The 25,610-nt window shown below is 38.4% G+C and carries 27 protein-coding genes and 1 riboswitch; of the genes, 17 read left to right on the plus strand and 10 right to left on the minus strand.

Going from position 1 to position 25,610, the window contains the following annotated elements; translation table 11 throughout:
* Positions 1-100: 100 nt before the first annotated feature.
* The 3 genes from EV203_RS11240 (at position 101) to rlmD (EV203_RS11250) (ending at position 4,175) form a co-directional block, all read left to right on the plus strand.
* Complete coding sequence (locus EV203_RS11240) at positions 101-517, plus strand: acyl-CoA thioesterase (RefSeq protein WP_011026003.1); 417 nt, start codon at positions 101-103, stop codon at positions 515-517.
* Between the two features lie 123 nt (positions 518-640).
* Positions 641-2,752 (plus strand): glucan 1,4-alpha-glucosidase, encoded by a 2,112-nt coding sequence (locus tag EV203_RS11245; protein WP_132040700.1) that lies wholly within the window; start codon positions 641-643, stop codon positions 2,750-2,752.
* Positions 2,753-2,816: 64 nt separating this feature from the next.
* On the plus strand, positions 2,817-4,175 hold the full coding sequence (gene rlmD / locus EV203_RS11250) for a 23S rRNA (uracil(1939)-C(5))-methyltransferase RlmD (RefSeq protein ID WP_132040702.1): 1,359 nt from the start codon (positions 2,817-2,819) through the stop codon (positions 4,173-4,175).
* A 58-nt stretch (positions 4,176-4,233) separates the two neighbouring features.
* On the opposite strand, the gene EV203_RS11255 is transcribed toward rlmD (EV203_RS11250), so the two are convergent.
* A complete protein-coding gene (locus EV203_RS11255; protein ID WP_132040704.1) occupies positions 4,234-5,583 on the minus strand; it encodes an MATE family efflux transporter in 1,350 nt (449 codons plus the stop codon).
* 169 nt (positions 5,584-5,752) lie between these two features.
* On the opposite strand from EV203_RS11255, the gene EV203_RS11260 reads away from it, so the two are divergent.
* Both EV203_RS11260 and EV203_RS11265 read left to right on the plus strand, forming a co-directional pair.
* Entirely contained in the window at positions 5,753-6,655 is a 903-nt protein-coding gene (locus EV203_RS11260; RefSeq protein ID WP_011025999.1) for a DUF1848 domain-containing protein, read from the plus strand.
* A gap of 58 nt (positions 6,656-6,713) precedes the next feature.
* On the plus strand, positions 6,714-7,490 hold the full coding sequence (locus EV203_RS11265) for an alpha/beta hydrolase (RefSeq protein ID WP_011025998.1): 777 nt from the start codon (positions 6,714-6,716) through the stop codon (positions 7,488-7,490).
* A gap of 7 nt (positions 7,491-7,497) precedes the next feature.
* Here EV203_RS11265 and pepT read toward each other — a convergent pair whose 3' ends face one another.
* Both pepT and EV203_RS11275 read right to left on the minus strand, forming a co-directional pair.
* Entirely contained in the window at positions 7,498-8,727 is a 1,230-nt protein-coding gene (gene pepT / locus EV203_RS11270) for a peptidase T (RefSeq protein WP_022587067.1), read from the minus strand.
* Between the two features lie 18 nt (positions 8,728-8,745).
* Complete coding sequence (locus EV203_RS11275) at positions 8,746-9,243, minus strand: nitroreductase family protein (protein WP_043884268.1); 498 nt, start codon at positions 9,241-9,243, stop codon at positions 8,746-8,748.
* A gap of 147 nt (positions 9,244-9,390) precedes the next feature.
* Here EV203_RS11275 and EV203_RS11280 point away from each other — a divergent pair, with 147 nt between their 5' ends.
* Positions 9,391-10,746, plus strand: coding sequence for a glucose-6-phosphate isomerase (locus tag EV203_RS11280; RefSeq protein ID WP_011025995.1), 1,356 nt, complete (start codon positions 9,391-9,393; stop codon positions 10,744-10,746).
* 29 nt (positions 10,747-10,775) lie between these two features.
* Here EV203_RS11280 and glgP read toward each other — a convergent pair whose 3' ends face one another.
* Entirely contained in the window at positions 10,776-12,398 is a 1,623-nt protein-coding gene (gene glgP, locus EV203_RS11285; RefSeq protein ID WP_132040706.1) for an alpha-glucan family phosphorylase, read from the minus strand.
* A 182-nt stretch (positions 12,399-12,580) separates the two neighbouring features.
* A riboswitch (SAM riboswitch) is annotated at positions 12,581-12,680 on the plus strand.
* A 63-nt stretch (positions 12,681-12,743) separates the two neighbouring features.
* Here glgP and EV203_RS11290 point away from each other — a divergent pair.
* From EV203_RS11290 to EV203_RS11300, 3 genes are read left to right on the plus strand one after another with little or no spacing between them, the layout of a single operon-like run.
* Positions 12,744-13,649 (plus strand): methylenetetrahydrofolate reductase, encoded by a 906-nt coding sequence (locus EV203_RS11290; protein WP_022587070.1) that lies wholly within the window; start codon positions 12,744-12,746, stop codon positions 13,647-13,649.
* Between the two features lie 13 nt (positions 13,650-13,662).
* Positions 13,663-16,074 (plus strand): homocysteine S-methyltransferase family protein, encoded by a 2,412-nt coding sequence (locus tag EV203_RS11295; protein ID WP_132040712.1) that lies wholly within the window; start codon positions 13,663-13,665, stop codon positions 16,072-16,074.
* 18 nt (positions 16,075-16,092) lie between these two features.
* Positions 16,093-16,554, plus strand: coding sequence for a YbaK/EbsC family protein (locus EV203_RS11300; RefSeq protein WP_011025991.1), 462 nt, complete (start codon positions 16,093-16,095; stop codon positions 16,552-16,554).
* Between the two features lie 16 nt (positions 16,555-16,570).
* On the opposite strand, the gene EV203_RS11305 is transcribed toward EV203_RS11300, so the two are convergent.
* The 6 genes from EV203_RS11305 to EV203_RS13580 all read right to left on the minus strand — a co-directional run bounded on the left by EV203_RS11305 (position 16,571) and on the right by EV203_RS13580 (position 18,303).
* A complete protein-coding gene (locus EV203_RS11305; RefSeq protein ID WP_009611155.1) occupies positions 16,571-17,143 on the minus strand; it encodes a manganese catalase family protein in 573 nt (190 codons plus the stop codon).
* 12 nt (positions 17,144-17,155) lie between these two features.
* A complete protein-coding gene (locus tag EV203_RS11310; protein WP_011025990.1) occupies positions 17,156-17,413 on the minus strand; it encodes a spore coat protein CotJB in 258 nt (85 codons plus the stop codon).
* A 6-nt stretch (positions 17,414-17,419) separates the two neighbouring features.
* Positions 17,420-17,602: a spore coat associated protein CotJA gene (locus EV203_RS11315; protein ID WP_011025989.1), complete on the minus strand. Its 183-nt coding sequence runs from the start codon at positions 17,600-17,602 to the stop codon at positions 17,420-17,422.
* A 67-nt stretch (positions 17,603-17,669) separates the two neighbouring features.
* Entirely contained in the window at positions 17,670-17,792 is a 123-nt protein-coding gene (locus tag EV203_RS13445) for a sodium ion-translocating decarboxylase subunit beta (protein WP_165911610.1), read from the minus strand.
* Positions 17,783-18,139: a sodium ion-translocating decarboxylase subunit beta gene (locus tag EV203_RS11325; RefSeq protein WP_243700689.1), complete on the minus strand. Its 357-nt coding sequence runs from the start codon at positions 18,137-18,139 to the stop codon at positions 17,783-17,785. Before EV203_RS11325 ends, EV203_RS13445 begins: the two co-directional genes overlap by 10 nt.
* Positions 18,140-18,153: 14 nt before the next feature.
* Complete coding sequence (locus EV203_RS13580; RefSeq protein WP_022587072.1) at positions 18,154-18,303, minus strand: hypothetical protein; 150 nt, start codon at positions 18,301-18,303, stop codon at positions 18,154-18,156.
* Between the two features lie 139 nt (positions 18,304-18,442).
* Here EV203_RS13580 and rlmD (EV203_RS11330) point away from each other — a divergent pair, with 139 nt between their 5' ends.
* The 8 genes from rlmD (EV203_RS11330) to EV203_RS11360 all read left to right on the plus strand — a co-directional run bounded on the left by rlmD (EV203_RS11330) (position 18,443) and on the right by EV203_RS11360 (position 25,517).
* Positions 18,443-19,795 carry a 23S rRNA (uracil(1939)-C(5))-methyltransferase RlmD gene (rlmD, locus tag EV203_RS11330; protein WP_009611153.1) on the plus strand — a complete coding sequence of 451 codons (1,353 nt, stop codon included), beginning with the start codon at positions 18,443-18,445 and terminating at the stop codon, positions 19,793-19,795.
* 47 nt (positions 19,796-19,842) lie between these two features.
* Positions 19,843-20,817, plus strand: coding sequence for a P1 family peptidase (locus tag EV203_RS11335; RefSeq protein ID WP_011025988.1), 975 nt, complete (start codon positions 19,843-19,845; stop codon positions 20,815-20,817).
* Between the two features lie 67 nt (positions 20,818-20,884).
* A complete protein-coding gene (locus EV203_RS11340) occupies positions 20,885-21,430 on the plus strand; it encodes a LemA family protein (protein ID WP_046159930.1) in 546 nt (181 codons plus the stop codon).
* 19 nt (positions 21,431-21,449) lie between these two features.
* Positions 21,450-22,349: a zinc metalloprotease HtpX gene (gene htpX, locus EV203_RS11345; RefSeq protein WP_043884158.1), complete on the plus strand. Its 900-nt coding sequence runs from the start codon at positions 21,450-21,452 to the stop codon at positions 22,347-22,349.
* Positions 22,350-22,519: 170 nt separating this feature from the next.
* A complete protein-coding gene (locus EV203_RS11350; protein ID WP_132040710.1) occupies positions 22,520-23,710 on the plus strand; it encodes a patatin-like phospholipase family protein in 1,191 nt (396 codons plus the stop codon).
* Between the two features lie 83 nt (positions 23,711-23,793).
* Positions 23,794-24,369, plus strand: a complete 576-nt coding sequence (locus EV203_RS11355; protein WP_009610884.1) for a carboxymuconolactone decarboxylase family protein — start codon at positions 23,794-23,796, stop codon at positions 24,367-24,369.
* A 34-nt stretch (positions 24,370-24,403) separates the two neighbouring features.
* Complete coding sequence (locus EV203_RS14175) at positions 24,404-24,532, plus strand: hypothetical protein (protein ID WP_022587077.1); 129 nt, start codon at positions 24,404-24,406, stop codon at positions 24,530-24,532.
* A gap of 178 nt (positions 24,533-24,710) precedes the next feature.
* Positions 24,711-25,517 (plus strand): SDR family oxidoreductase, encoded by an 807-nt coding sequence (locus EV203_RS11360; RefSeq protein WP_011025982.1) that lies wholly within the window; start codon positions 24,711-24,713, stop codon positions 25,515-25,517.
* Positions 25,518-25,610 lie beyond the last annotated feature (93 nt).

Below are 25,610 nucleotides of genomic sequence, written 5' to 3' on the forward strand. Positions count from 1 at the left end.
GTTTTACCAGGGTAAAAATGGTTTTTAAGGATTTAATTTGTGTGTTTATTATTAAATTTTTAATGTGGATTACAATCATATTATACGAGGAGTGATTTGAATGCATATTTGGGATGCGGAGATAAGAGTCCGCTATGGTGAAACTGATAAAATGGGAGTAGTATACTATGCTAACTACCTTCACTGGTTTGAGATTGGGAGAACGGAGTTTTTTCGCTCTCTAGGCATGACTTACAGGGATTTAGAGGAAAGAGATATAATGCTTCCTGTGATTGAAGCTCATTGCAAGTATTTCTCTTCTGCTTTTTACGATGACCTCATAATAATAAGGACTCGCCTTGAATTTGTTACAGGAACGCGCATAAAGTTTTTGTATGAAGTAATAAGAAAAGAAGATGGAAAACTTCTGGCTCAAGGTTATACAGAGCATCCCTTCACTGACAGCACAAGAAAACCTATCAATTTGAAAAAAGTCATGCCCGAAGTGTATCAGATGCTTGTAGAATGCATCCAGTAAATAGAAGAACTAAGGTATATATTACATAAAATTGGATATAATAGTTTTAGAGGGTAACCGACTTTCTTTTCTTTTTTTATTTTTATAACAAACGTTTGCACAATTCTAAAGGGGAGGGAGAAAGTGTTGAAGAGGATTGGAATTTTGTTGATTTTTATAGTGATTGGAGTTTTTGTCCTTTCAGGGTGTTCTGATGTTTCATACGTGAAGGTTGAACATTTAGATAAAACCGAAGCTTCTCAAGGACCAGGGGAGAGAGATACATGGGCGACAGCTCAAAAACAGGGCATTGGCACTGCCAATAATGATGTATCGAAAGTATGGTTTACTTTAGCTCAGGGGGCCCTTTCTGAGATTTACTATCCTACCATTGACAGAGCCAACAGCAAGTTTTTAAAATTTATTGTTACTGATGGCAAAACTTTTGTGGCTGATGAGACAACTGACACTGTAAGCAAGGTAGAGAAGATTAACAACAGGTCTTTAGCTTACAGGCTAGTGAATATTGATAAAAGAGGAAGGTATAAAATTACAAAAGAGATATTTACTGACCCAAGAAGGAATTCTGTTGTCATGAAGGTGAGATTTGAAGCGTTAAAAGGGAAAATGGAAGATTATAAACTTTATCTTGTGTACGACCCTCATATTTCTAATCAAGGAGCGGATAATGAGGGGTATGTTGTAAAAGCGAATGGTGAATACGGATTTATGGCTTGTAGAAACAATGTGTATTCAGCCTTAATGACTGATGCGAAATGGGGGAGCTATTCTGTAGGATATAACGGTGTTAATGACCCTGTGAGCGATTTAAAGAAAAATAAGAAAATGACTTACAAGTTCGATAGGGCTAAAGGGAATATAATTGAGGGTATTGAGATTGATTTAAGAGACAAGACGGAATTTAAAACCGTTCTTTCCTTTGGAGAAAGTGAGGAAGAGGCGTTAAAGACGGCTCTTAGTACTTTAAAAGACAGTTACGACAGGATGCTTGGGATATATATAGCAGAATGGAATAAATACTGCGACGGGCTTAAAAACTTTGGTGGAGAGGCAGACGAGCTTTACTATACCAGTTTAATGTTTTTAAAGGCGAGTGAAGATAAAACCAACAAAGGAGCTTTTATTGCCTCCCTTTCAATTCCATGGGGAGAAGGACAGGGGGATGAGAATAAAGGAGGGTATCACTTAGTTTGGGCAAGAGATTTATACCACATCGCCAATGCTTTTATTGCAGCTAAAGATATAGATTCGGCTAATAGGGCTTTGGATTTTCTAGCTATGGTGGTAGAAAAAAATGGATTTATGCCTCAAAACACTTGGATAAACGGAGACCCTTACTGGAACGGGATTCAGATGGACGAACAGGCTGACCCGATAATCCTGGCATATCACCTTAAAAGATACGATTTGTATGAAAAATTGGTAAAACCCCTTGCTGATTTTATAGTAAAAGTAGGACCTAAGACAGGACAAGAGAGGTGGGAGGAAGCGGGAGGGTATTCTCCTGCCACTATGGCAGCTGAAGTTGCTGGACTTGTCTGTGCTGCTGATATTGCGAAGCAAAACAAAGATATGGAAAGGGCAAAGAAATATCTGGAGACAGCTGACAAATGGCAAGAGTTGATAGACAAACTCACTTATACTACGAAAGGACCTTATGGCAATGGGCAGTATTATATAAGAATTGCAGGTTTACCGGACCCGGATGCCGACTTTTTAATAAGCATTGCCAACGGAGGAGGAGTGTATGACCAGAAGGAGATTGTAGATCCAAGTTTTTTAGAGCTTGTAAGGTTAGGAGTAAAAGCTTATGATGACCCAAAGATATTGAATACTATTTCGGTAGTTGATAGCCTCCTTAAAGTAAATACTCCTAAAGGGCCTTCGTGGTACAGGTACAATCATGATGGCTATGGTGAACCCGCCAAAGGAGAACTTTATCATGGCAAAGGTAAAGGCAGATTATGGCCTCTTCTTACAGGAGAGAGAGGGATGTACGAAATTGCAGCAGGGAAAAAAGCAGATGACTATCTAGAGTATATGAGAAATTTTGCTAATGAAGGTTTTGGCTTGTCAGAGCAAATTTGGGAAGATACAGGACTTCCTACAGATTCTGCTTCTCCTCTCAATTGGGCTCATGCGGAATATGTGGTGCTTTTTGCATCTAACATAGAAGGGAAGGTAGTTGATATGCCACAAATTGTATACAAAAGGTATGTATTAGGGGAGAGATAAAACTCCCCCTATATTTTTTCTTTTTGCGATAGGTTATAATACTCTTTGGAGGAGGGAAGAAACCTTGAATAAAGTAAAAATAGGTGAAAAATACGAAGTAGATATCACTAGCATGGGACACGAGGGGGAGGGAGTTGGAAGAATCGATGGAATAGCTGTTTTTGTAAAAGGAGCTTTAAAGGGAGAAAGAGTTATTGTAGAGATAGAGGAGGTCCATAAAAATTATCTCAAAGGTTATACAGTAAAAATACTAGAAAAATCCCAGCATAGAGTAAATCCTCTTTGTCACTATGCTGATAGGTGTGGTGGTTGTTCTTTGCAACACTTAAGTTATAAAGGCCAACTTGAATACAAGACTCAGAAGGTAAAGGATAATCTAGAGAGGATAGGAAAGATTTATACAAAAGTTCACTATGCGATAGGAATGGAGAATCCATTGAATTACAGAAACAAAGGGCAATTTGTAGTAGGTGAAATAGGAAGAGAAAAGATAACGGGGTTTTACTCTTTCCATTCCCACGAGATTGTACCTGTAGATAATTGCTTGATACAGCATCCTTTGAGCAACAAGGTTGTAAGTGTAGTAAAGGAGTGGTTAAATGAATGTGACATAAGCGTTTATGACAGGAAAAAAGGCAAAGGACTAATAAGGCACGTGGTAGCTAAGGTCGCTTTTAAGACAGGGGAAGTTATGGCAATAATCGTCATAAATGGAGAAGATATACCTTGTAAGGAAGAACTGATAGAGGCCTTGAAAGAAAAAGTGCCAGGGCTTAAAAGTGTTATTTTGAATATTAATACCAGGCGAACTAAGATGATTTTAGGAAATAAGAATATTGTAATTTATGGGAAAAATACCATTGAGGATTTCATAAAAGATTTAAGATTTGAGATATCTCCACTTTCTTTTTTTCAGGTAAATCCTATTCAAACTGAAATTTTGTACGATAAAGCCATTGAATACGCTGGTTTGACGGGAAAAGAAGTGGTAATAGATGTTTATTCAGGAATAGGGACTATATCTTTGTTTGCAGCCAAGAAAGCCTCTTTTGTATATGGAATTGAGTCAGTAAAAGAGGCGGTAGAGGATGCAGAGAAAAATGCTCAAGTGAACGGAGTGAAAAATGTGAAGTTTATATGGGGGAAAGCGGAAAGAGAGATAGCCAAACTTTACAAAGAAGGAGTAAAGGCGGAAGTGGTCATAGTTGACCCGCCAAGAGATGGATGCGATAAGGAGGTTATAAGGGCTATTGTGGGTATAAACCCGAAAAGGATCGTGTACGTATCCTGCAATCCTTCTACTCTTGCCAGAGATTTAAGGTATTTAGAAGATGCGGGCTACAGGACAGTAGAGGTGCAGCCTGTTGACATGTTTCCCTATACTTATCATGTGGAAAGCGTGGCCTTAGTAGAAAGAATGTAGAAAATATATCAAACTTTAAAAGAAGTCGAAAAAAGTTTAAAAGAGCGGTAAAGGGGAGTTACCCTTTTACTGCTCTTTTTAGTTTGTTTATCTCTCTCTTGAAGAAGAGGTACATGGCAGTTCCTTTGAAAGACCACTGGAGAGCAGTTACAAACCAAACTGCTACGACTCCCCATTTAAGGATGTATATGACCACGTACATTAAAGGCAATCGAATCAGCCAGCTTGAGATTGTGGATATGATAAAAGGAATTTTTGTGTTTCCACTTCCTTTTAAACCACCCCCGTACACCATTCCTAGAGCCATAAAGGGCTGTTCTATTGAAGCTACCATAAGGCATAAAGCTCCCACTGCTATTACTTCTGGATCGTTTATGAAGGCTCTCATTAAAAGTTTGGGTATTGTGAGAAAGAGTAAAGACATTGTTCCCATGATAGAGGCGGCAAATGTGGCAGAAATTCTCGTGTACCTAATAGCCCCTTCATAATTTTTTGCCCCCACCATTTGTCCTGCCATAGTGGTTGCAGCGACAGCAAATCCCCATCCTGGCATGAAGGAAATAGACTCTATAGTTGTAGCTATTTGATTTGCAGCAAAAGCCACTGTGCCCAGATGCATTATCATGAAAATAGATAAGAGCCTACTTATATCGAAAGCTGCTTCCTGAAGTGAGGCGGGGATAGAAAGTTTTATTATTTCTATGGCTAACTTATGATGATATTGTAAAACATCTCTAAAAGTTAGATTCAAGGTTTTCTGGATTATATAATACCATAAAACAAAGAAAAATCCTACTATATGGGCGATTGTCGTAGCAATAGCAGACCCTTTAACCCCTAGAGCAGGGAAGCCCAGCTTTCCAAAGATTAGAATCCAATCCAGTAGAATATTGAGTATCACTACAATAGCAGCAGCTGTCATGGGAGTCTTAGTGTTTCCTGTAGCTCTTAAAATGGCATTTAAAGTGCTCATCACCATGTTGAAGAATATCCCTACAGAAGCTATTTTCATAAAAACTTTTCCCAGCGCAAGGACGTTTCCACTTGCACCAGCTAAGATTAGTATTTTTTCTGCCAGTAGGAACATTAGAGAAGAAATTATAAAACTGCCTAGTATCCCTAAAAAGATTCCCTGACTGGCATACCTTTTTGCCTTTTCAAATTCCTGAGCTCCAATGCTTCGAGCAACATAAGAGGTAACTCCTATGGCTATTCCCATTGTTACAAATATTGCAGCGAAAGTGTATATTATTTCTGACGCTAGTCCTACAGCGCTAACGCTGTCTTTTCCGCCATACTGCCCCACCATCATGGTGTCTAGTACCCATACTACCATGTAAAGAAGCATTTCCCCTACAGCAGGTAAAGCCAAGTTGAGTATTTTTTTTACTTCTTTTTTGCTACTCATATAACACCCCCTAAAACTAGTACAAAGCAAGCTTTAACGCTGTTTTATGTATAGTTCAAAAATTACACTAACAGTATTATAACACATGTACTTTTATTGACATAATAAAACATCAGTGATAAAGTTAAAGTGCTGATAAAAAGCTTGAGTATGTGAGAAGAGGGAAAGTATGATAGTAAGTGCTAGCAGAAGGACTGATATACCAGCTTTTTATAGTGAATGGTTTTTTAAAAGACTTGAAGAAGGTTTTGTTATGGTAAGGAATCCTTTTAATTTTCACCAAGTGACAAAAGTTCCTCTGACAAAGAATTGGGTGGAGGGCTTTGTTTTTTGGACAAAAAATCCTGCGAGAATGATGAAAAAACTGCATCTCCTTGAGGAATATCCTTACTATTTTTTGTTTACTTTAAATCCATACGATAAGGCAATTGAAAGAAATGTCCCGGACAAAGATTTAGTTATAAAAATTTTTCAAAATCTTTCTAAAACAATAGGTCGAGAAAGAGTGATATGGCGCTATGACCCAATAATACTTACTCCGGAATTTGATATCAAATATCATGTAGATAGCTTTAAATGGCTAACCTCTCATTTAGCTGACTTTACGGAAAAGTGCATAATAAGCTTTGTAACTTTTTACCCTAAAATAGAAAAAAATTTAAGAAAAATAGGAGCACATCCCGTAAGTAGGGAGGAGAAGATAGAAGTCGCTTCAAAATTTTATGAAATAGCCAAGGAAAATGGAATTAAAATAGAAGTATGTGCTGAAGAGGAAGACCTTTCTCCTTTTGGAGTTTTTCCTGCAAAATGTGTGGATAAATTTCTCATTGAGAGAATATCGGGGAAAAAATTACAGGTTAAGAAAGATAAAAACCAGAGAAAATTTTGTGGATGCGATGAAAGTGTTGACATAGGAACTTATGATACATGCCTTCACGGATGCATATACTGTTATGCCAATTCAAGTAGAGAAGCGATAAGAAAAAATGTAAAAAATTTTGATATTAATTCTCCTCTTTTATGCAGTCACTTAGTGGAAGGAGATATAGTGAGGGAAAAGATAAGGGCTTAGTGGAAAAGTTTTCTTATATGTAGTATAATTAAAACAAGAAATTTTTGGGGGTGAGATTGTGCAGAAGGCTGTAGAGTTTACATATAATAGGAAAACCTTAAGGGGGATGTTGCATCTTCCTGAAGGAGTATCTGAAAAGGTTCCTATGGTAGTTATGTTTCACGGTTTTACAGGAAATAAAGTAGAGTCCCATTTTATTTTTGTTAAGATGTCAAGAGCTTTAGAAAAAGTGGGAATAGGAAGTGTGAGGTTTGACTTTTACGGTTCAGGCGAAAGCGACGGAGATTTTAGTGAAATGACCTTTAGCGGTGAATTAGAGGATGCACGACAGATTTTAGATTTCGTTAAAAGGCAGCCGACTACGGATGTAGAAAGAATAGGTCTTTTGGGACTCAGCATGGGAGGAGCTATAGCAGGAATAATAGCAAGAGAAAGAAAAGAGGATGTGAAAGCCTTAGTTTTATGGGCTCCCGCTTTTAATATGCCGGAACTCATAATGGGAGAAGGAGCTAGACAGTATGGGGCAATAATGGAAAGCTTGGGCTATGTAGATATAGGAGGGCTAAAACTTGACAGAGCTTTTGTGGAGGATATAGCGAAGTTTAATATTTTTGAGCTGTCAAGAGGTTATGAGGGGAAAGTGCTCATAGTCCACGGTACTAACGATGAAGCCGTTGAGTACAGGATCTCTGATAGAATACTTCAAGAAGTATATGGGGATAATGCTTTCCGCGTAACTATAGAAGGAGCGGACCATACTTTTAAAAACCTTGAATGGGAAAGAAAAGCGATAGAAGAATCTGTGAAGTTCTTTGAAAGAGAATTAAAGGGATAGCCTTTTGCTATCCCTTTTTCCCATAAAGTTCCACAATTTTTACTATCACTTCAACTGCTTTTTCCATGGCGTGGATCGGTATGAATTCATATTTGCCGTGGAAATTATGCCCTCCAGTGAACAAATTAGGGGTAGGAAGTCCCATAAAACTCAGTCGTGCTCCGTCAGTTCCTCCTCTTATTGGCACCACCTTTGGTTCAATGCCCAAAGACCTCATTGCTTCCATGGCAGTTTCTACTATGTGCATGTGCTTTTCTATAACTTCTCTCATGTTATAGTACTGGTCTTTAAGTTCCAGCTCTACTGTACCTTCTCCATATTTTTTATTTAGAGCTTCTACTATGCTTTTTATATACTCCTTTTTATCTGAAAAAGCCTGTTTGTCAAAATCTCTTATGATGTAATACATTGATGTTTCTTCTACAGTGCCTTGAAAGTTATTTAAGTGGTAGAAGCCCTGATATCCTTCTGTGTGTTCAGGTCTTTCTAGTTCTGGCAGCATGTTCTGAAGCTCTATTCCTATTAAAATGGAATTTTTCATTTTGCCTTTTGCAGTTCCAGGATGAACATTTCTGCCGTGTATCTTTATTTTAGCGCTAGCAGCATTGAAATTTTCGTACTCTATGGTGCCAAGTTCTCCTCCGTCTACAGTGTAGGCAAAATCGCAGGCGAATTTTTTTACATTGAATTTGTCTACTCCTCTTCCAATTTCTTCGTCAGGAGTAAAGGCAATTTTTACATTGCCATGTTCTATTTCTGGGTGGTTTATTAAATACTCAATTGCAGTGATTATCTCTGCTATTCCAGCTTTGTCGTCAGCCCCCAAAAGGGTAGTGCCGTCTGTTGTTATCAAGGTCTTTCCTATGTAGTTTTTTAATTCAGGGAATTCACTTGTAGAGAGGATTATGCCTTTTTCTTTGTTTAGCACTATATCATTTCCGTCATAATTTTCAATTATTTGTGGTTTTACGTCTTTACCGCACATGTCAGGGCTTGTATCCATATGAGCTATAAAACCTATGGTAGGGATTTTTTTATCTGTGTTGGCAGGAAGCAGTGCTGTGACGTATCCATTTTCGTCTACCTCTACCTCAGATAGTCCTAATTCTTTTAATTCTTTTGCTAGTTCTCTTGCAAAGATAAGCTGTCCTTCTGTACTCGGGAAAGTGTTGGAATTTTCATCTGAAGTTGTGTGGTATTTTACATATTTCAAAAAACGTTCAACTACTTTTGACAATTTTAACCCCTCTTTCTCTTAAAATTTTTCCCAGTGTAAAACTTCAGAAAGGTCTTTTTTGTATTTGGGTTGTGGATTTTCAGCAGGGTAACCGAGCGATATTATTGATATCATGCGGAGATTATCAGGCACGTTTAAGTATTCATTTATTTCCTTTTCATAACTTCTATTATAACCCGCTACCCAACAGGACCCTATTCCGTAGGCTGTAGCTGCAAGCAGTATGTTTTGCGTAGCAGCGGAACCGTCTTCTAAATGATGCTTATTGTCTTTTTCGCAGTATACTATCACACAGGCTGCTGCGTTCTTAATAAAGTCTCCATAAGTTGCTTTTTCTGCTATGAATTTGAGCTTTTCTTTGTCTGTTATGACAATGAAGTGCCATGGCTGAGCATTGTTTCCACTAGGTGCAAGCCTTGCACAGTCTATGATATCTTCTAAAATTTCTTTTGGGATGGGTTTATCAATGTATTTTCTTACACTTCTCCTCTTTTTTAAAACTTCTAAAGCCTCCAACATTTTCACCTCCCAGATAATATTATATCCTATGAGGGGTAATTCTCAAAAAAGATTGTGAGAGGAATTAACTTTGCTAAACTTGTGCAATATAGTTTTATGGTATAAAATTATTATGTAAATAAAAGAAAATGGAGGTTTACATATATGAAAAAGCTGATAAGTTTTGATTATTCAAAAGCTTTGCCTTTTATTCACCCTCACGAGATTGAGTATATGGAAAAACATGCTAAATTATCTCTAGAGATGGTGTTGAAGGCAAATGCCCAAGGCAATGGCTTTTTGGGATGGGTAAATTTGCCTAGAGACTATGATAGGGCAGAGTTTGAAAGGATTAAAAAGGCAGCGCATAAAATTCAGTCCGATTCTGATGTCTTGGTAGTTATAGGGATAGGAGGTTCTTATTTAGGTGCTAGAGCTGCCATTGAGATGCTGTCCCACTCTTTCTATAACCTACTTCCAAAGGGTAAAAGAAACACGCCAGAAATATACTTTGCAGGCAATAGCATAAGTTCTACCTACTTAAAGGACCTTCTAGAGCTCATAGCGGACAAAGAAGTCTCTATAAATGTGATTTCAAAATCTGGCACGACAACAGAACCTGCAATAGCTTTTAGAGTATTCAGAGATTTTATGGAGAAAAAATACGGCAAAGATAAGGCCAGGTCTAGAATATATGTTACTACAGATAGAGAAAAAGGTGCTTTGAAAAAATTAGCTGATTCCGAAGGGTATGAGACTTTTGTGATACCTGATGATGTAGGGGGAAGGTATTCTGTACTCACCGCAGTAGGACTTTTGCCTATAGCAGTAGCGGGTATAAATATAGACGAAATGATGGAAGGAGCATATGAGGCTTCAACTGTATACACAAAGGAAGATTTAAGTGAGAATATAAGCATGCAGTATGCTATTTTGAGGAATATTCTTTACAGAAAAGGGAAAGCCATAGAGATACTGGTAAATTACGAACCAAGACTTCACTATTTTGCTGAATGGTGGAAACAGTTATTTGGCGAAAGCGAGGGAAAAGACCAAAAAGGGATTTACCCTGCTTCTGTAGATTTTACTACTGACCTTCATTCTATGGGACAGTTCATACAGGAAGGCAGCAGAAACATATTTGAGACTGTATTAAATGTGGAGAAACCTGCGAAAGATATCATCATAAACGAAGATAGAGACAACATAGATGGGCTTAACTTCCTGGCAGGGAAGACGATAGATTTTGTAAACAAAAAAGCTTTTGAGGGGACACTTCTTGCTCATACAGACGGAGGAGTGCCCAATTTAGTGGTTAACATTCCAGAAATAACTCCTTTCTACTTTGGAAATTTAGTTTACTTCTTTGAAATGGCTTGTGCAATAAGCGGATATATAAATGGCGTTAATCCTTTTGACCAGCCGGGAGTAGAAGCTTATAAGAAAAACATGTTTGCACTTTTAGGAAGACCAGGATTTGAAAAAGAAAGGGAAGAACTAGAAAGGAGGTTAAGAGGATAGTAAAAAGTCCGGGCATTCACCCGGACTTTTTATTTGGTATACATGAGGTCATAATATTCTTGAAGCATTCTGTTTGCAGAAAAGGCTTCAAAAGTAGTTCTTATACTTTCTTTCATCATTTCTTCCCATTTTTTCTTATCGTTGTAGTAGGTGGGTACTACTTTATTGAGAAGCACATCATATAGAGCTTCTGCATCGTGCTTGTCAAGTTCCTCAAAGTTGTCTGATTCAAACCCATCTCCGAATTGCCAACCATTTACTCCATCAATGCAGGCTTCTGGCCACCAGCCATCGAGGATGCTCAAATTTAAAACGCCGTTCATTGCAGCCTTCATGCCCGATGTACCGCTTGCCTCAAGAGGCCTTCTTGGGTTGTTAAGCCATACGTCTGCGCCGCGAGTGAGCATTTTCCCGATCGTCATATCATAGTCTTCCAAAAATACTACGCTTTCAGGGTATTTCTTTGTCATCTTAACAATTCTTGCGACAATTTCTTTGCCCACGTCGTCCAATGGATGGCCTTTTCCTGAAAAGACAATTTGTATTTTTCTGTCTCTCAAATATTCACCGATGGCCTTTTCATTTCTGAAGATAAGGTCGCTTCTTTTATAAGGAGCAGCCCTTCTGGAGAAACCTATAAGGAGTTTGTCTGCGTCTAGTTTCACTCCTGTCTTTTTATACACAAAATCTATCAACTCTTTTTTCAAAAGGTTGTGGGTTTCCAAAAGACCTGTTCCTTTTTTGTAAGCTTCTATTATCCTCTCGTCCATCCACGTACCTCTATGAATTCCGTTGGTTATAGAAATGATGGGGGCTTTGTTCTCTATATGTTGCCACATTTTGTTAGCAGTTTGGCCGTGCAATTTTGATACACCGTTTGCAATTTTAGAAAGTCTTAGTCCTGCTACAGTCATGTTAAAAGGTACCCCACCTATTTGAGCCAACTGTTCTATAGTAAGCCCGTTGTTTGCTCCCATGTACATTAAAAGTTCCAAGTCGTGAGATTCGTTTCCTTCTTTTACAGGGGTGTGAGTTGTAAAAACTATTTCTTTGCGGGTGGCTTCCCAAGCCTCTTCAAAAGACATCCCTTGATTTTCCATTTTTTCTCTTATAAGCTCAATACCAGCCAGAACTGCATGCCCTTCGTTGAAGTGGTAGATGTCAACATCAATTCCTAAGGCTCTTAAAGCTCTTACACCGCCAATTCCTAGCACAATCTCCTGCGCAACCCTTTCCTCACCAAACCATCCGTAAAGCTGGCCTGTTATCCATCTGTCGCCGTTTTCAGGAATGTCTGTGTCTAAGAGGTATAAAGGGGCATTGTCAAAACTATCCACTAGCCAGACTTTGCAGTAGACATCTTTATTTCTTATCTTTACTTTGACCTTTACCCCTGTGTCTTTTAAAAAGTCGTAATTGCGGGTATAATTGCGGTATGCATCGTAAGGATAGCCGTCTTCACCGATATGCTGTTCAGTGTAACCCTGTTTCCAAAGTATTCCTATCCCTACGACTGGAAGACCCATTTCCTTTGCGGCTTTAAGGTAATCCCCTGCTAGAATGCCTAAACCTCCAGCGTAAAGCTTGAAGTTAGATTCAAGGCCGTATTCCATGCAGAAATAAGCTACTCTTGGCAGTTTTTTGTTTTCCATATTAATCCTCCTTATTTGCAACAGTAGTTAACTATATTATAATATTAAACCTCTGGTTATGCAAGTGTTTGCACAAAAAAGAAATGGAGGAGCGGATGAAATTGAAAATTTTCTATTGACATAAAAGTAAAAAGGTAGTATGATAAAGAGTAAATAATTTTAACAATTTAATACTTTAAAATCTCTTATCAAGAGAGGTGGAGGGACTGGCCCGATGAAACCCGGCAACCAGCCTTAGGGCATGGTGCCAATTCCTGCAGCGGTTTCGCTGAAAGATGAGAGATTCTTGTAGTCTCTTCTTTTAGCGAAGGGACTTTTTTATTTTTAAAAAAGGAGGGGCATTAAATGTTGAAAAATGAAAAGCTGTGTAATAAACTTAAAGAAAAGAAATTTGTAATAACTGTGGAAATTTCTCCCCCCAAAGGGATAGATGTAACTAAAACTATCGAGGAAGCTCGAAAACTTAAAGGTGTGGCAGATGCTCTCAATATAACTGATTCACCGATGGCAAATATGAGGATGAGCCCCATAGCCTTGGCGCATATACTTCAGGACCACCTTAACATTGAAACTATTTTTCATCTAACCTGCAGAGATAGAAATCTCATAGGGCTTCAATCAGAGCTTTTAGGAGCTTACGCCCTGGGGGTTAGAAATATACTAGCTTTAACCGGTGATAATCCTTCTTTGGGAGATACACCCCAAGCGAGGGGAGTCTACGATGTAGATTCTGTAGGCCTTTTGAAGATTATAAAAGCTTTGAATTCAGGTTTTGATTACAATGGGAATAAGCTCGATTATCCTACTTCTTTCTGTGCAGGAACTACTGCCAATCCGAATGACTTGAGGGATGAGGCCATAGAAAAGCTGCATGTGAAAGTAGAAGCGGGGGCTGAATTTATACAGACCCAACCGGTGTATGATGAGGAGATTCTTTTTAAGTTTTTGGACAAAGTAAAAGATCTGAAAGTACCTGTCCTTGTGGGAATACTGCCTTTAAAAAGCTATAAAATGGCTTTAAGATTGATGGAGAAAGTGCCAGGGATTGAAATACCAGAAAAAGTTCTAAAAAGGCTCCAACAAGGCGGAAAAGAAGAAGGAATAAACTTATCCGCCGAGTTTATAAAGAACATAAAAAGTGAAGTTGCGGGGATTCACATAATGCCCATGGGAAGTGTAGACTTTGTTTTTGATATAATCTCTAAAGTGGAAGGAATAGCTATAAGTGCTAAAAAGGCTGAGACGAAGTAATGGGGGGATGAAAGTGATAGATATTTTTAAAGAATGTGAAAATAGGGTTGTCGTTTTTGACGGTGCTATGGGGACACAGCTTCAGGAAAGGGGACTTAAAGCCGGGGAATGCCCTGAGTATGTAAACTTAAAAATGCCTGAGGTGGTTTTTGACATACACAAAGCCTATATTGAGGCTGGAGCCGAAGTCATAGAGACTAATACTTTTGGGGCAAACAGAATAAAACTTGCAAAATACGGACTTGAGGACAAAGTAGAAGAGATTGTAACGAAAGGGGTGGAAATAGCGAGAAAGGCGGCGGGAGATCGTCCAGTAGCCTTCTCTGTTGGCCCAACAGGTGAACTTCTTGCTCCATTTGGAGATATGACTTTTGATGAGGCTTATGAGGTTTTCAAGGAAGTGGTAGTAGCCGCTGAAAAAGGAGGAGCAGACATTGTGATCATAGAAACCATGTCAGATATGTTGGAGGCAAAAGCTGCAATTTTAGCAGCTAAGGAAAACACCAATATGAAGGTCATATGTACCATGACTTTTCAGGAAGACGGACGAACACTTATGGGTTCGGACCCTGTGACGGTAGTAGTAAGTCTACAGGGTTTGGGACTTGATGCAATAGGAGTTAACTGTTCTACAGGGCCGGATAAAATGGTAAAAGTTGTTGAAAAGATGGCTCAAGTGGCGCGTATTCCCATAATTGCTCAGCCGAATGCCGGTATGCCTGTCATAAGGGACGGGAAAACAGTTTACGATTTAAAACCTGAGGAATTTGCCAGTTTCTTTCCACAATTTGTTGAAAAAGGCGCTTGTATAGTAGGAGGTTGTTGCGGTACTACTCCATACTATATAAAACTGGTAAAAAAGGCTGTAGAAAATTTAAAGCCTAAAAAGCCGGAAAATAAATTTACAGCTCTGTCTTCAAATACCCGCACAGTTTTTATAGGCAAAGAATACCCTTTAAGAGTGATAGGAGAGAGGATTAATCCTACAGGAAAGAAAAAATTAAGCGGAGCTCTTTTGTCAGGAGATGTCAATTTAGCTGTTGAGGAAGCTTTGAAGCAGCAAAAGTGCGGGGCCGAAATATTAGATGTCAATGTAGGGGTGCCTGGGATAGAGGAAGAGGAAATGTTGCCAAAGGTAGCGTTTGAAGTTGAAAAGGCGGTGGATTTGCCTTTGCAGTTAGATAGTACCAATGTAAAAGCTATAGAGAAAGCGATAAGAATTTTAAGAGGAAGGCCTATAATAAATTCTGTTAATGCAAAGGAAGAGAGCTTAAAAGAAGTATTGCCAATAGTTAAAAAGTACGGAGCATGTGTAGTTGGGCTTACAGTGGGGGATAAGGGATTGCCAAAGGACAGACATGAGAGGGTTGAAAATGCCAGAAAAATACTGAAGAAAGCAGAAGAGTACGGAATTCCTAAGGAAGATGTGATAATAGACCCCGTGGTGCTTACTGTTTCCTCAGAACAAGGAGCAGCAATTGAAACATTAGAAGCGATGAAAATAATATCAGAGGAATTGGGTGTAAACACGGTTGTAGGGCTAAGCAATATATCTTTTGGTCTGCCTGAAAGAAAGCTCATAAATTCGACTTTCTTGGCCATGGCAGCTTCACACGGGCTTACTGCGGCTATTGTAAATCCCTGCGATGAATCCTTGATGGACACTTTGAGGGCTTCTATGGTTTTGCTTAACAAAGATAAAGGAAGTGAAAATTATTTAAAAGTGTATGGGCAAAGGGTAAAGCCGAAAGAAGAAGTCATAAAAAGACATGAGGAAGATTTTAGCAAAAAGCTGTATGATCAGATTTTAGAAGGGAAAAAGTCGGGAGTTGAAGAAATAGTAATGGCACTCCTTGAGGATAACCCTCCCCTTTCACTAGTGGATGAAATTATAATACCTGCGCTTAAAGAAGTAGGGGACAGGTATGAAAAAGGTATATACTTTTTGCCACAGCTTTTGAGTTCTGCGGAGGTCGTGCAGAGTGCTTTTAAATTGATAAAGGAAAAGCTTCCAAAAGGCACTGCTTCAAAAGGGAAAATAATTTTAGCAACAGTGGAGGGAGATGTACACGATATAGGGAAAAACATAGTTAAGGTTTTGTTAGAGAATTACGGGTATGAGGTAATTGACCTTGGCAAAGACGTAAAAGGCGAGGTAATAGTGGAGGAAGTGAAAAAGACAGGTGCTCCTCTGGTAGGGTTGAGTGCTCTTATGACTACTACTCTTTTTAATATGGAAAAAATTATTAAAATGCTTAAAGAGAATACTGAAGCGAAAGTGATGGTTGGTGGAGCAGTTTTAACAGAAGAGTACGCTTTTAAAATAGGAGCGGATTACTACGGTAAGACCGCACAGGATGCTGTAAAAATTGCTGATAAATTTTTCTTAAAGAACGCTTTGGTTTGTAAGACCTGCAGTTTTTAAAATACGCATATTGAGGTGATGAAATTGTCAGTAGAGGCGGTTAGAGATTTTTTTAGGTCAAGAGGGATAAATTTGGAGGTAAAAATTTTTGAAGATACCAGCACTGTAGAAAAAGCAGCAGAATCTTTAGGTGTTACTCCCGGTGAAATAGCAAAGTCTATGCTTTTTAAGTTGAAAGATAAATACATTATGGTAGTGACAGCCGGTGACAAAAGGATAGATAACAAAAAATTCAAAGAAACCTTTAAAGCTAAGGCGAAAATGGCTTCGCCAGAAGAGGTGCTTGAAGTGACGGGGCATCCTGTTGGAGGAGTTTGTCCATATGGGCTGAAAAATCCTGTTGAGGTGTATTATGATATTTCATTAAAAGAATATGAAATTGTGTATCCTGCTGCAGGCGATGTAAATGCAGCTGTAGAAGTAAAAGTAGAAGATTTAGATAAAATTGTAGAAGGAGAATGGGTAGATGTATGTCAGTGACATACATCTACCTTCTTTAAAAGTATCTTTTGCTCTGGAGGTATTCTTGAATGTGCACCAATGTTTCTCCGAATCTTTGAAAATGCACTATTTCTCTTTCTCTTAGAAAGCGCAAAGTGTCTTTTACACAAGGGTCATCTGTCAAATTTATCAAGTGTTCATAAGTGGAACGGGCTTTTTCTTCTGCTGCCATATCTTCGTGAAGGTCTGCTATGGGGTCTCCTTTTGCCTGTATATAGGCGGCGCTCCAGAGCATACCTGTAGTGTCTACATAAAACGGCGTTCTATCGTGTTCAACGTAGTACTCACCTAATCCTTCTCTTTTTAGTACTTCTGCAGGGACTCCTTTTAAAAGCTTGAAAACAAGTGTAGCTATTATTTCAAGGTGAGCCAACTCTTCTGTGGCGATGTCGGTGAGAATTGCTTTTGACCTTCCGGTTGGCATTACAAACCTTTGGGTTTGGTACCTTAAAGCAGCAGCTAGTTCTCCGTCAGGACCTCCGTACTGGGCTATGAGGTATTTTGCCATTTTTATATCTGGTTTGCAGACTTTAGCGGGGTATTGGAGCTTTTTTTCATATACCCACATCCTTTTTCCTCCTTAATACTCTATTTCCCAGGGCCAGGGATCTTCTACCCATTTCCATGGATATTGACTTTGGCAGTGGCCAAAGACCATTAGTGGACCGTAATATTGAGAGTACTGCTGTTTTAGCATGGCGAGCTGCCCGGAGTAATAATTGTAATCTTGAAGAGCTTTTTGGTCTTCTGGATGCGTGTCAAGATATAGATTTAAGTCTTGGCAGGCAAACTCTAACTCCATGATTTTTTTAAGAAGGTCTAATTGATTGGCGTCCATTTCATTTCACCTCATTTTTTCTCCTACATACGGAAAATCTAACTCAGGAAATACAGTTCCTTTTTTTAAGGCTTCTTCTGGAGGATAAATTGAAACATATTTTTGAATTGGAACATATGCCTGCGCCAGTTTTATAGACGGGCTCTGTTCTGATAAGAAGCTTTTTGGGTAATATATCTGATTGTACATTTGTTACCCCCCAAAATATATTCTTACTAGTATATTATTCGTTGATATGTCTTTTAGTGATAAAAATCTAGTGAACACCTAAAAGCACAAGCATAATTCCGCCAGCTATTGCCGTCCCAAAAACCCCTGCCAAGTTTGGACCCATAGCGTGCATTATTAGGAAATTGTAAGGATTTTCCTTTATAGCCACTTGTGAGCAAAAGCCCCGAGTATCATTATGCTGGGGTTTGCAATCATAGGTCCAAAATCTGTCATTGCTCCTACTCCCAAAAATATGAGAGGAGGATAGATAACCTTTTCAACCCCAAGGTAAAAAAAGTGTATGAGTCCTCCAGGGTCCAATAAACCTGTTTCAGGTATATTAGCTACTATGCTGCCAAACCCTATAGGAAGTAGCAAAAAGGGTTCATACTTTTTTGCGATTGCCAAATATATCAAAATTATTCCTACAAATATAAGCAAAATATTCCCCCAAGTGAGGTGAATAAGACCCGTAGTTTGAAGCATGTCTTCAAAAAGCTTTAATAAAAACCTCATCTGCTACACTCCTTCTATTTTTTGGTGTTAAAAAATTTTTCCAGTTTTCCGAATAAAGGGAATATTTTTGAGAGGATAAAACCTATGAGGAGTAAAAGCAAAGATAGCAGCACCATATCTACTATAGAAAGGTATATGGCTCCTGCGACAGTATCAGGTACCATTTAGATCACCTCGTTTGATTTTTTGCCCAAATCTTAGTATACAATTTTATTCAGTTTATGTAAAGGTTTTTTGAAAATTCCCATTAGAAATATCGGAGGAATTGGGGTATAATGTTAGTGTAAGAAGGAGGATAGGAGAATGGCGAAAGGTGAAATTGTCACAGTAAAAATTGAAGAGATGGATTTTAAAGGCTATGGGGTAGGGTATTGCGAAGGAAAACCTCTAAAAGTAAGGGGAGGAATTTTAGGTCAAAGAGTTGCTGTTAGGGTCAAAAAAGGCAAGAAAGGAAGAGCAGAAGGAGAAATTGTTGAGGTCATTGAAAGGTCCCCTTTTGAAGTGGAAAGCCCTTGCCCTCATTTTGGGGAGTGTGGGGGGTGTACTTATCAAAATCTCTCTTACGAGAATCAGTTGAAAATAAAAAAAGATGTGGTTTTAAAATTGCTTGAAAAAGAAGGGATAAAGGATTTTGAATTTTTGGGAATAGAAAGAAGTCCAAAAGTATACGGCTACAGAAACAAAATGGAGTATACTTTTGGCACTGACAGGGAAGGGAAGAAAGCTTTAGGCCTTCACAGAAAAGGAAAATTTTATGATGTAGTTATGACTGATAAGTGCAATATAGTCGACGAGGATTTTACTAAAGCCCTTTCACTCACTTTCAATTACGCTTTAGAAAAGAACCTGCCTTTTTATGATAAAAAGACCCATGAAGGATATCTCAGGTATCTTGTGGTGAGAAAGGCATCAAAAAACGGGGAACTTTTGATAAATATAGTTACCACGACTCAGCTTAAACACAAATTTGATGACCTCGTAGAACTTTATAGAAGTGCAAATTTTTCTAGTACCTTGGTAGGGGTTCTTCACACTTACAATGATTCCTGGTCTGATGCTGTTATATGCGAAAAACTGGAAGTCCTTTATGGAAGGGACTATTTGATAGAGGAATTGCTGGGGCTTAAGTTTAAAATAAGCGCTTTTTCGTTTTTCCAGACGAATTCCTATGGTGCTGAGAGGATATATTCTACAGTTAGAGAATTTGCGGGAGATGTGTCTAATAAGACTATATTTGACCTTTACTGTGGCACAGGAACTATAGGTATAGTAATGGCTCCTTTGGCGAGAAAAGTTATAGGAATAGAGCTGGTTGAAGAAGCAGTTTTTTCGGCAAAGGAGAATGCTGCCTTAAACGGCCTTGAAAATGCAGTATTTATAGCTGGGGACGTGTCAAAAAAATTGAGAGAAATAAAAGAGAAGCCAGATATAGTGGTAGTAGATCCTCCGAGGTCAGGGGTTAATCCAAAAGCGCTAGAAGACATTGTAAATTTTGAACCTGAGAAGATAATTTATGTTTCCTGCAATCCAGAGTCTTTTGCAAGAGATTTAAGGTTGTTTGTCGACAAAGGATATGCTGTTAAAAAGGTAAAGGCGATAGACATGTTTCCTCACACCTATCATGTGGAGTTAGTAGGGCTTCTTGAAAAGAGTTAAGGAGAGAAGACAGTCATGTTAGTTAGTTTGGAAATGGAGGTAGTTAGATGTCAATAAGAGAGATTGATATAAAGGAAATTGAAGGGATAAAAGTAGGCAATGCAGAAAATGTGGAAGCAGGCACAGGCTGTACTGTAGTGATATGCGAGGAAGGGGCTACTCCAGGAGTGGATGTAAGAGGAGGAGCGCCGGGTACAAGAGAGACAGACCTTATACGGTCAGAAAATCTTGTAGAGAAGATTCATGCTGTAGTTTTAGCAGGGGGCTCTGCTTTTGGACTTGATGCGGCTTCTGGGGTTATGAGGTATTTGGAAGAAAAGGGGATAGGGTTTGATACAGGTGTTTTAAAAATACCTATAGTTGCCAGTGCTATACTTTTTGACCTTGCCGTTGGAAATCCTTATATAAGGCCGGATTTTGAAATGGGATACAAAGCTTGTGTAAATGCTGAAAAAGGAGAATTTACCTATGGGAATAAAGGAGCGGGAACAGGAGCATCGGTAGGAAAATTTTTGGGGATTAAAAGGGCTATGAAAAGCGGGCTAGGATGCTATGCACTTCAGGCAGGAGAGCTCAAGGTTGGAGCGGTGGTAGCGGTAAATGCACTGGGAGATGTCTTTGACCCGGAGACCGGGGAAGTTATAGCGGGCTTGCTGGATGAAAAAGGAGAAAAGATAATAAGCACAGAGGAAGCGATTATAGAGAATATTGGCCGAGAGAAAAGTGTTTTTCGCAATAATACTACGATAGGAGTTGTAATCACAAATGCAATGCTAAGTAAGGCAGAAGCTAATAAAGTGGCTTCAATGGCTCATGATGGATATGCAAGAGCTATAAAGCCTGTACATACCATGTTTGATGGTGACACAATTTTTGTCATGGCAACAGGGAAAGTGAAGGTAGACCCCACTTCAGTAGGCGTTTTAGCAGTTAAAGCAGTGGAGAGGGCCATTGTAAGAGCTGTAAAAGAAGCAGAATCAGCTTATGGACTTAAGTCCTACAAGGACTTAAAAAAATTTTAATTTTGTTGCTTTTTCTGGAAGGTTATAATAAAATTAAGTTGCAGAGAATTTTAAGGAGGCATTCCAGATGACGTGGATAATTTTGGGTATTATTGCGGTGATAGTGCTGTGGTTTATTTTGACTTACAACGGTTTTGTCAATTTGAGAAACAGAGTAGAAAATGCTTGGGCGCAGATAGACGTTCAGTTAAAGAGGAGGTACGATTTAATACCAAATCTTGTAAACACAGTGAAGGGATATGCAGCTCATGAGAGAGAGATTTTTGAAAAATTAGGAGACCTCAGGGCTAAAGCGATGGGGGCAGAAAGCGTAAAGGAAGTTGGAGATACAAATAACCAAATTACTCAGGCTTTGAGGACTTTATTTGCTGTTGCAGAGAATTATCCAGAATTGAAAGCTAATGAAAACTTCTTAAAACTTCAAGAAGAATTGACTAACACGGAAAACAAGATAGCATTTGCACGCCAGTTTTACAATGATGTGGTTATGCAGTACAATGCGGCTCAGCAAAGAATTCCAGCTTCTATTGTGGCTAAAATGATGGGTTTGACTCCAAAAGAATATTACCCAGTAGATGAAGGGGAAAGAGGCCCTATTAATGTTCAATTTTAAATTGTAAGGGATGATGCGCATGACAAAGAGGACATTGTATGAACTTCAGGCAGAAAATGTGAGGAAAACATATCTTTTTATAGTTCTCTTTTCCCTCATACTCTTTGCAGTGGGCTATTTTTTTGTCTGGTATTTTAACTGGGGAATTACAGGCATCATCTTTTTAGCAATTTTTATTGTGCTATACAACTGGATAGCCTATGAGCAGTCTGATAAAATAGCTTTAACGTCGGTAGGAGCTGTGCCCGCCGATCCGGAGAAATTTTATGTACTTCACAACATAGTGGAGGAAGTGGCTCTTGCGGCTGGAGTGCCTAAGCCGAAAGTGTATATAATGAATGAACCTCAGCCAAACGCTTTTGCTACCGGAAAAGACCCCAAACATGCTTCCATATGTGTTACTACAGGGCTTTTGCAGATGATGAATAGGGAAGAACTGCAGGGAGTTATAGCCCATGAGATGTCTCACATAAGAAATAGAGATATACTCCTTATGACCGTGGTAGCAATAGTAGCTGGGCTCATCATACTTCTAAGGGATGTCTTTTTAAGAAGCATGTGGTGGGGAATAGGAGGGGAAAGAAGAAGGGATAAAAATGACAACCTTGGCATTATTCTTCTCCTAATAGGGCTCATACTCTCTATAATAGCACCTATTGTAGTTTTAATAATAAGGTCGGCTATTTCAAGGCAAAGGGAATATCTGGCGGATGCTACAGGGGCTTACATTGTGAGGGACCCTTACGGACTCGCTTCTGCTTTAGAAAAGATAGGAAATTATACAAGGCCGATGAGAACTGCTTCCAGTGCCACTGCCCACATGTTTATATCAAACCCTTTTGGAAAAGTAGAATATCTTTTTGCAACTCATCCACCAATTGAAGAGAGAATAAAAAGGTTGAAGAGTCTTACAATTTGATAAATATTTATGTGAGAGGTTGAATAAAAAAGAAAGTAGCTGCAGGAGAGATGCTTGATATTCAAGATATGCCTGAACTGTGAAAGCAGGTGGTCTCATCTGCTTTTATTTATTTCCCAGGTAAAGTATGGTATACTTTTATGGTGTAAGTGCAAAAAGGGGTGAGAAGTATGTACGGAGTGGTTTTAGAAGGGGGAGGAGCAAGAGGGGCCTATCAGATTGGAGTTTATAAAGCATTAATTGAGGAAGGAATAGAAGTAAAAGGGATTGCAGGGACTTCCGTTGGAGCACTTAACGGAGCAATTCTAGTTCAAGGAGATTTTGATAAAGCTTATGAAATATGGGAAAATATCTCTTACTCTAGGGTGATAAAAGCAAGCGATGAGGAGATAGAGAAATTTAAGAAAGGAAAGTTGGATAGGGAAGATATTCTTCTTCTGATACAGAGGTTGAGGGGGATAATAAGGGAAGGCGGTTTGGACATAACCCCTTTAAGAAATCTGTTAGAAGAAGTTTTAGACGAGGAGAAAATAAGAAATTCAGGAAAGGATTTTGCTATTGTGACAGTGTCCTTAAGCGATTTAAAACCGATGGAACTCTACATTGAAGATATACCTTACGGCAAGCTTATAGACTATTTGATGGCAAGTGCTTACTTGCCAGTTTTTAAAAGAGAAAAGATTGATGGGAAAAGTTTTTTAGATGGGGGTGTGTACAACAACCTTCCTGCCAATTTGTTCATAGATAAAGGCTATAAGGACTTAATAATCATAAGGACAGGAAGTTTTGGAATTGTGAAGAAGATTGGCTTTACAGGTCTTAATGTGCTTATTATCTCTCCAAAAGAGGATTTGGGGGGAATTTTAGAATTTGATAAAGAAACTGCCAGGTATAATTTTACATTAGGCTATTACGATGGTTTGAAGGCTCTAAGAAGGTTGAAGGGCAGTAAATACTACATAAAGGAGGATGAAAAAGAAGAATTTTTTATCCATTATCTTTTGAACTTGGAGAAAGAGAAGATAAAAAAACTAAAAGAGATTTTTGATATTAGCGAAGAAGTGCCTGACAAAAGGGCTCTTTTTGAATTTATAATTCCTAAGCTTTCTGCTCTTTTGAATTTAGGAGCTAGTTCTAGTTATGAAGAAATATTTTTGTATTTGTTAGAGAATTTAGCTGAGTCTTACAAGATAGATAGATTTAAAATTTACACTTATGGCGAATTAATGGAGAAAGTTAGGGAAAAGGTTAAGACAGAGGCAGTAATGGAGGGAGAGGAGAATGTGATAGAAAAGATTGTGAAAAAGGTTTTTATGAAGAGTGAAATTTTAAAAGAAGCTGGGAAAGTGATATTTGGTTAAATGTGTGACAAATTTTTTGTTTTTTGGGAAATAGAGTATAATTGCATTAGGATGTTAAATTTGCGTAAAAGGGGAGAGAAAGAATGACAGAGGAAAAAGAACATAGGTTTTACGATGTAAAGACTTTTTATAGATTTGTGGAGGATTTTTTGACAGATAGAGGACTTTCTAAGCCTTCAAAAAAAGTGAAGCTTAGCAAGGATTTCATGGAGAGAATTATGTTAGCAGTGACGCAGGTGAATGGATGTCCGTATTGCAGTTATTTTCACGCGCAGATGGCTTTAAAATCTGGTATGTCCAATGAAGAGATTAAAAAGTTGCTAAATGGAGAGTTTGGGGATGTGCCAGAAGATCAGGTGGTAGCGCTGATGTTTGCTGAGCATTATGCTGAAACTGCGGGCAATCCAGATCCAGAAGCTTATAAGAGGCTTTTAGAGACTTATGGAGAGGAATATACCTACAGCATAATGAAGGCTATAAGAGCTATCATGGTAGGAAATACTCATGGCAATGCTTTCCACGCTTTAAGAATGAGGATTTCAGGTAAACCTTTTTCTAATAGCAATTTAAAAGATGAATTAGGAGTGGTTTTTGGGATATTTGCGTTTGTTCCAGCAATACTTATAAAGAGGCTTTTTAAAAAGGGCAATAGGGGATAAAATCGTCCGATAAGCCTTTGGGGTGTTATATTCAGTGATGTTGGGAGCTCCTGTGGCTTTTAACTGGGCATTTGGACGTTTTCAGAGTAGATTTCCATACAGGAAACAGTTCCTCATTTTTTCTTTAAGCGGCGGCTTTGCAGGAATTGCTTACACAGATTAATAGGTTTTATTGGAAGCGGTAGAGGCATAGGCTTTGACCTATATTTTTTGGAAATAGCACCTGAGGAGGAGAGGACTGTTTATCTTGGATTGCTTTTTTCTTAAGCAAATTAGAGATTAATTTGAATTGATAATTGTTATCTATTGTGGTATTATGGGAGAAAAAGGAGGGATTTTTTGTGGCAATTGCTTTTATAACAGGGGCTACGGATGGCATAGGAAGAGAAGTAGCTAAAAGGCTTGCTTTTCACGGCTATGATGTCATAATCCACGGGCGAAATGAACTTAAACTAGAAAAAGTTGCAGATGAAATAAGGGATTTGACAGGAAAAAGTGTTTTTAAAATAAAAGCTGACTTTTCCTCTTTGAAAGATTTAAAGAAGTTAGTAAAAGAGATAAAAGATAATTTTTCAAAAGTAGACCTGCTTTTAAATAATGCCGCTACTTTTGAAAAGGAAAGAAAAGTTACTGAAGAGGGTTTTGAGAGAACTTTTATGGTCAATTATCTGGCACCTTTTTACCTCACGATTTCCTTGATTAATGAAGGGGTAGATATAAAATATGTGCTTAATGTAAGTTCTATGGCTCATGCATCTTCAATTGAGTTTGAAGATTTGCAGCTTGAAAAAGGATACGACGGATATAAAGCTTATTCCCTTTCTAAATTGTATATAACCTTATTTACCTATTATCTTGCAGAGATGTTGAAAGGCAAAATATATGTAAACTGCTTACATCCAGGAGTTATAAATACAAAGCTTTTGATGGAAAATTGGGGAGCGATTGGGGCAAGCATAGAGGAAGGGGCTAAAAATGTAATTGACGCAATAAAATATATTGAGGCTCACAATGTTACGGGAGTGTATTTTGACAATGGCAAGCCCTCAAAGTCAAAACCTATTACTTACGACAGAGAAGTTCAGAGAAAATTGTGGGAAAAGACACTGAAGCTACTGAAGATAAATGAAAGAGATTTAAAGTTTTAAAGACAAACGGTAAAATGTCAAGGGGGTAATTAAAAAATTTTTGAGGCATTTAAAGGGCAAAAAGACAAAAAAATACCCTTCTTCCAACATGCC

Origin of the sequence: Caldanaerobacter subterraneus (assembly GCF_004345675.1) — a bacterium.
Classification (GTDB): domain Bacteria; phylum Bacillota; class Thermoanaerobacteria; order Thermoanaerobacterales; family Thermoanaerobacteraceae; genus Thermoanaerobacter; species Thermoanaerobacter subterraneus.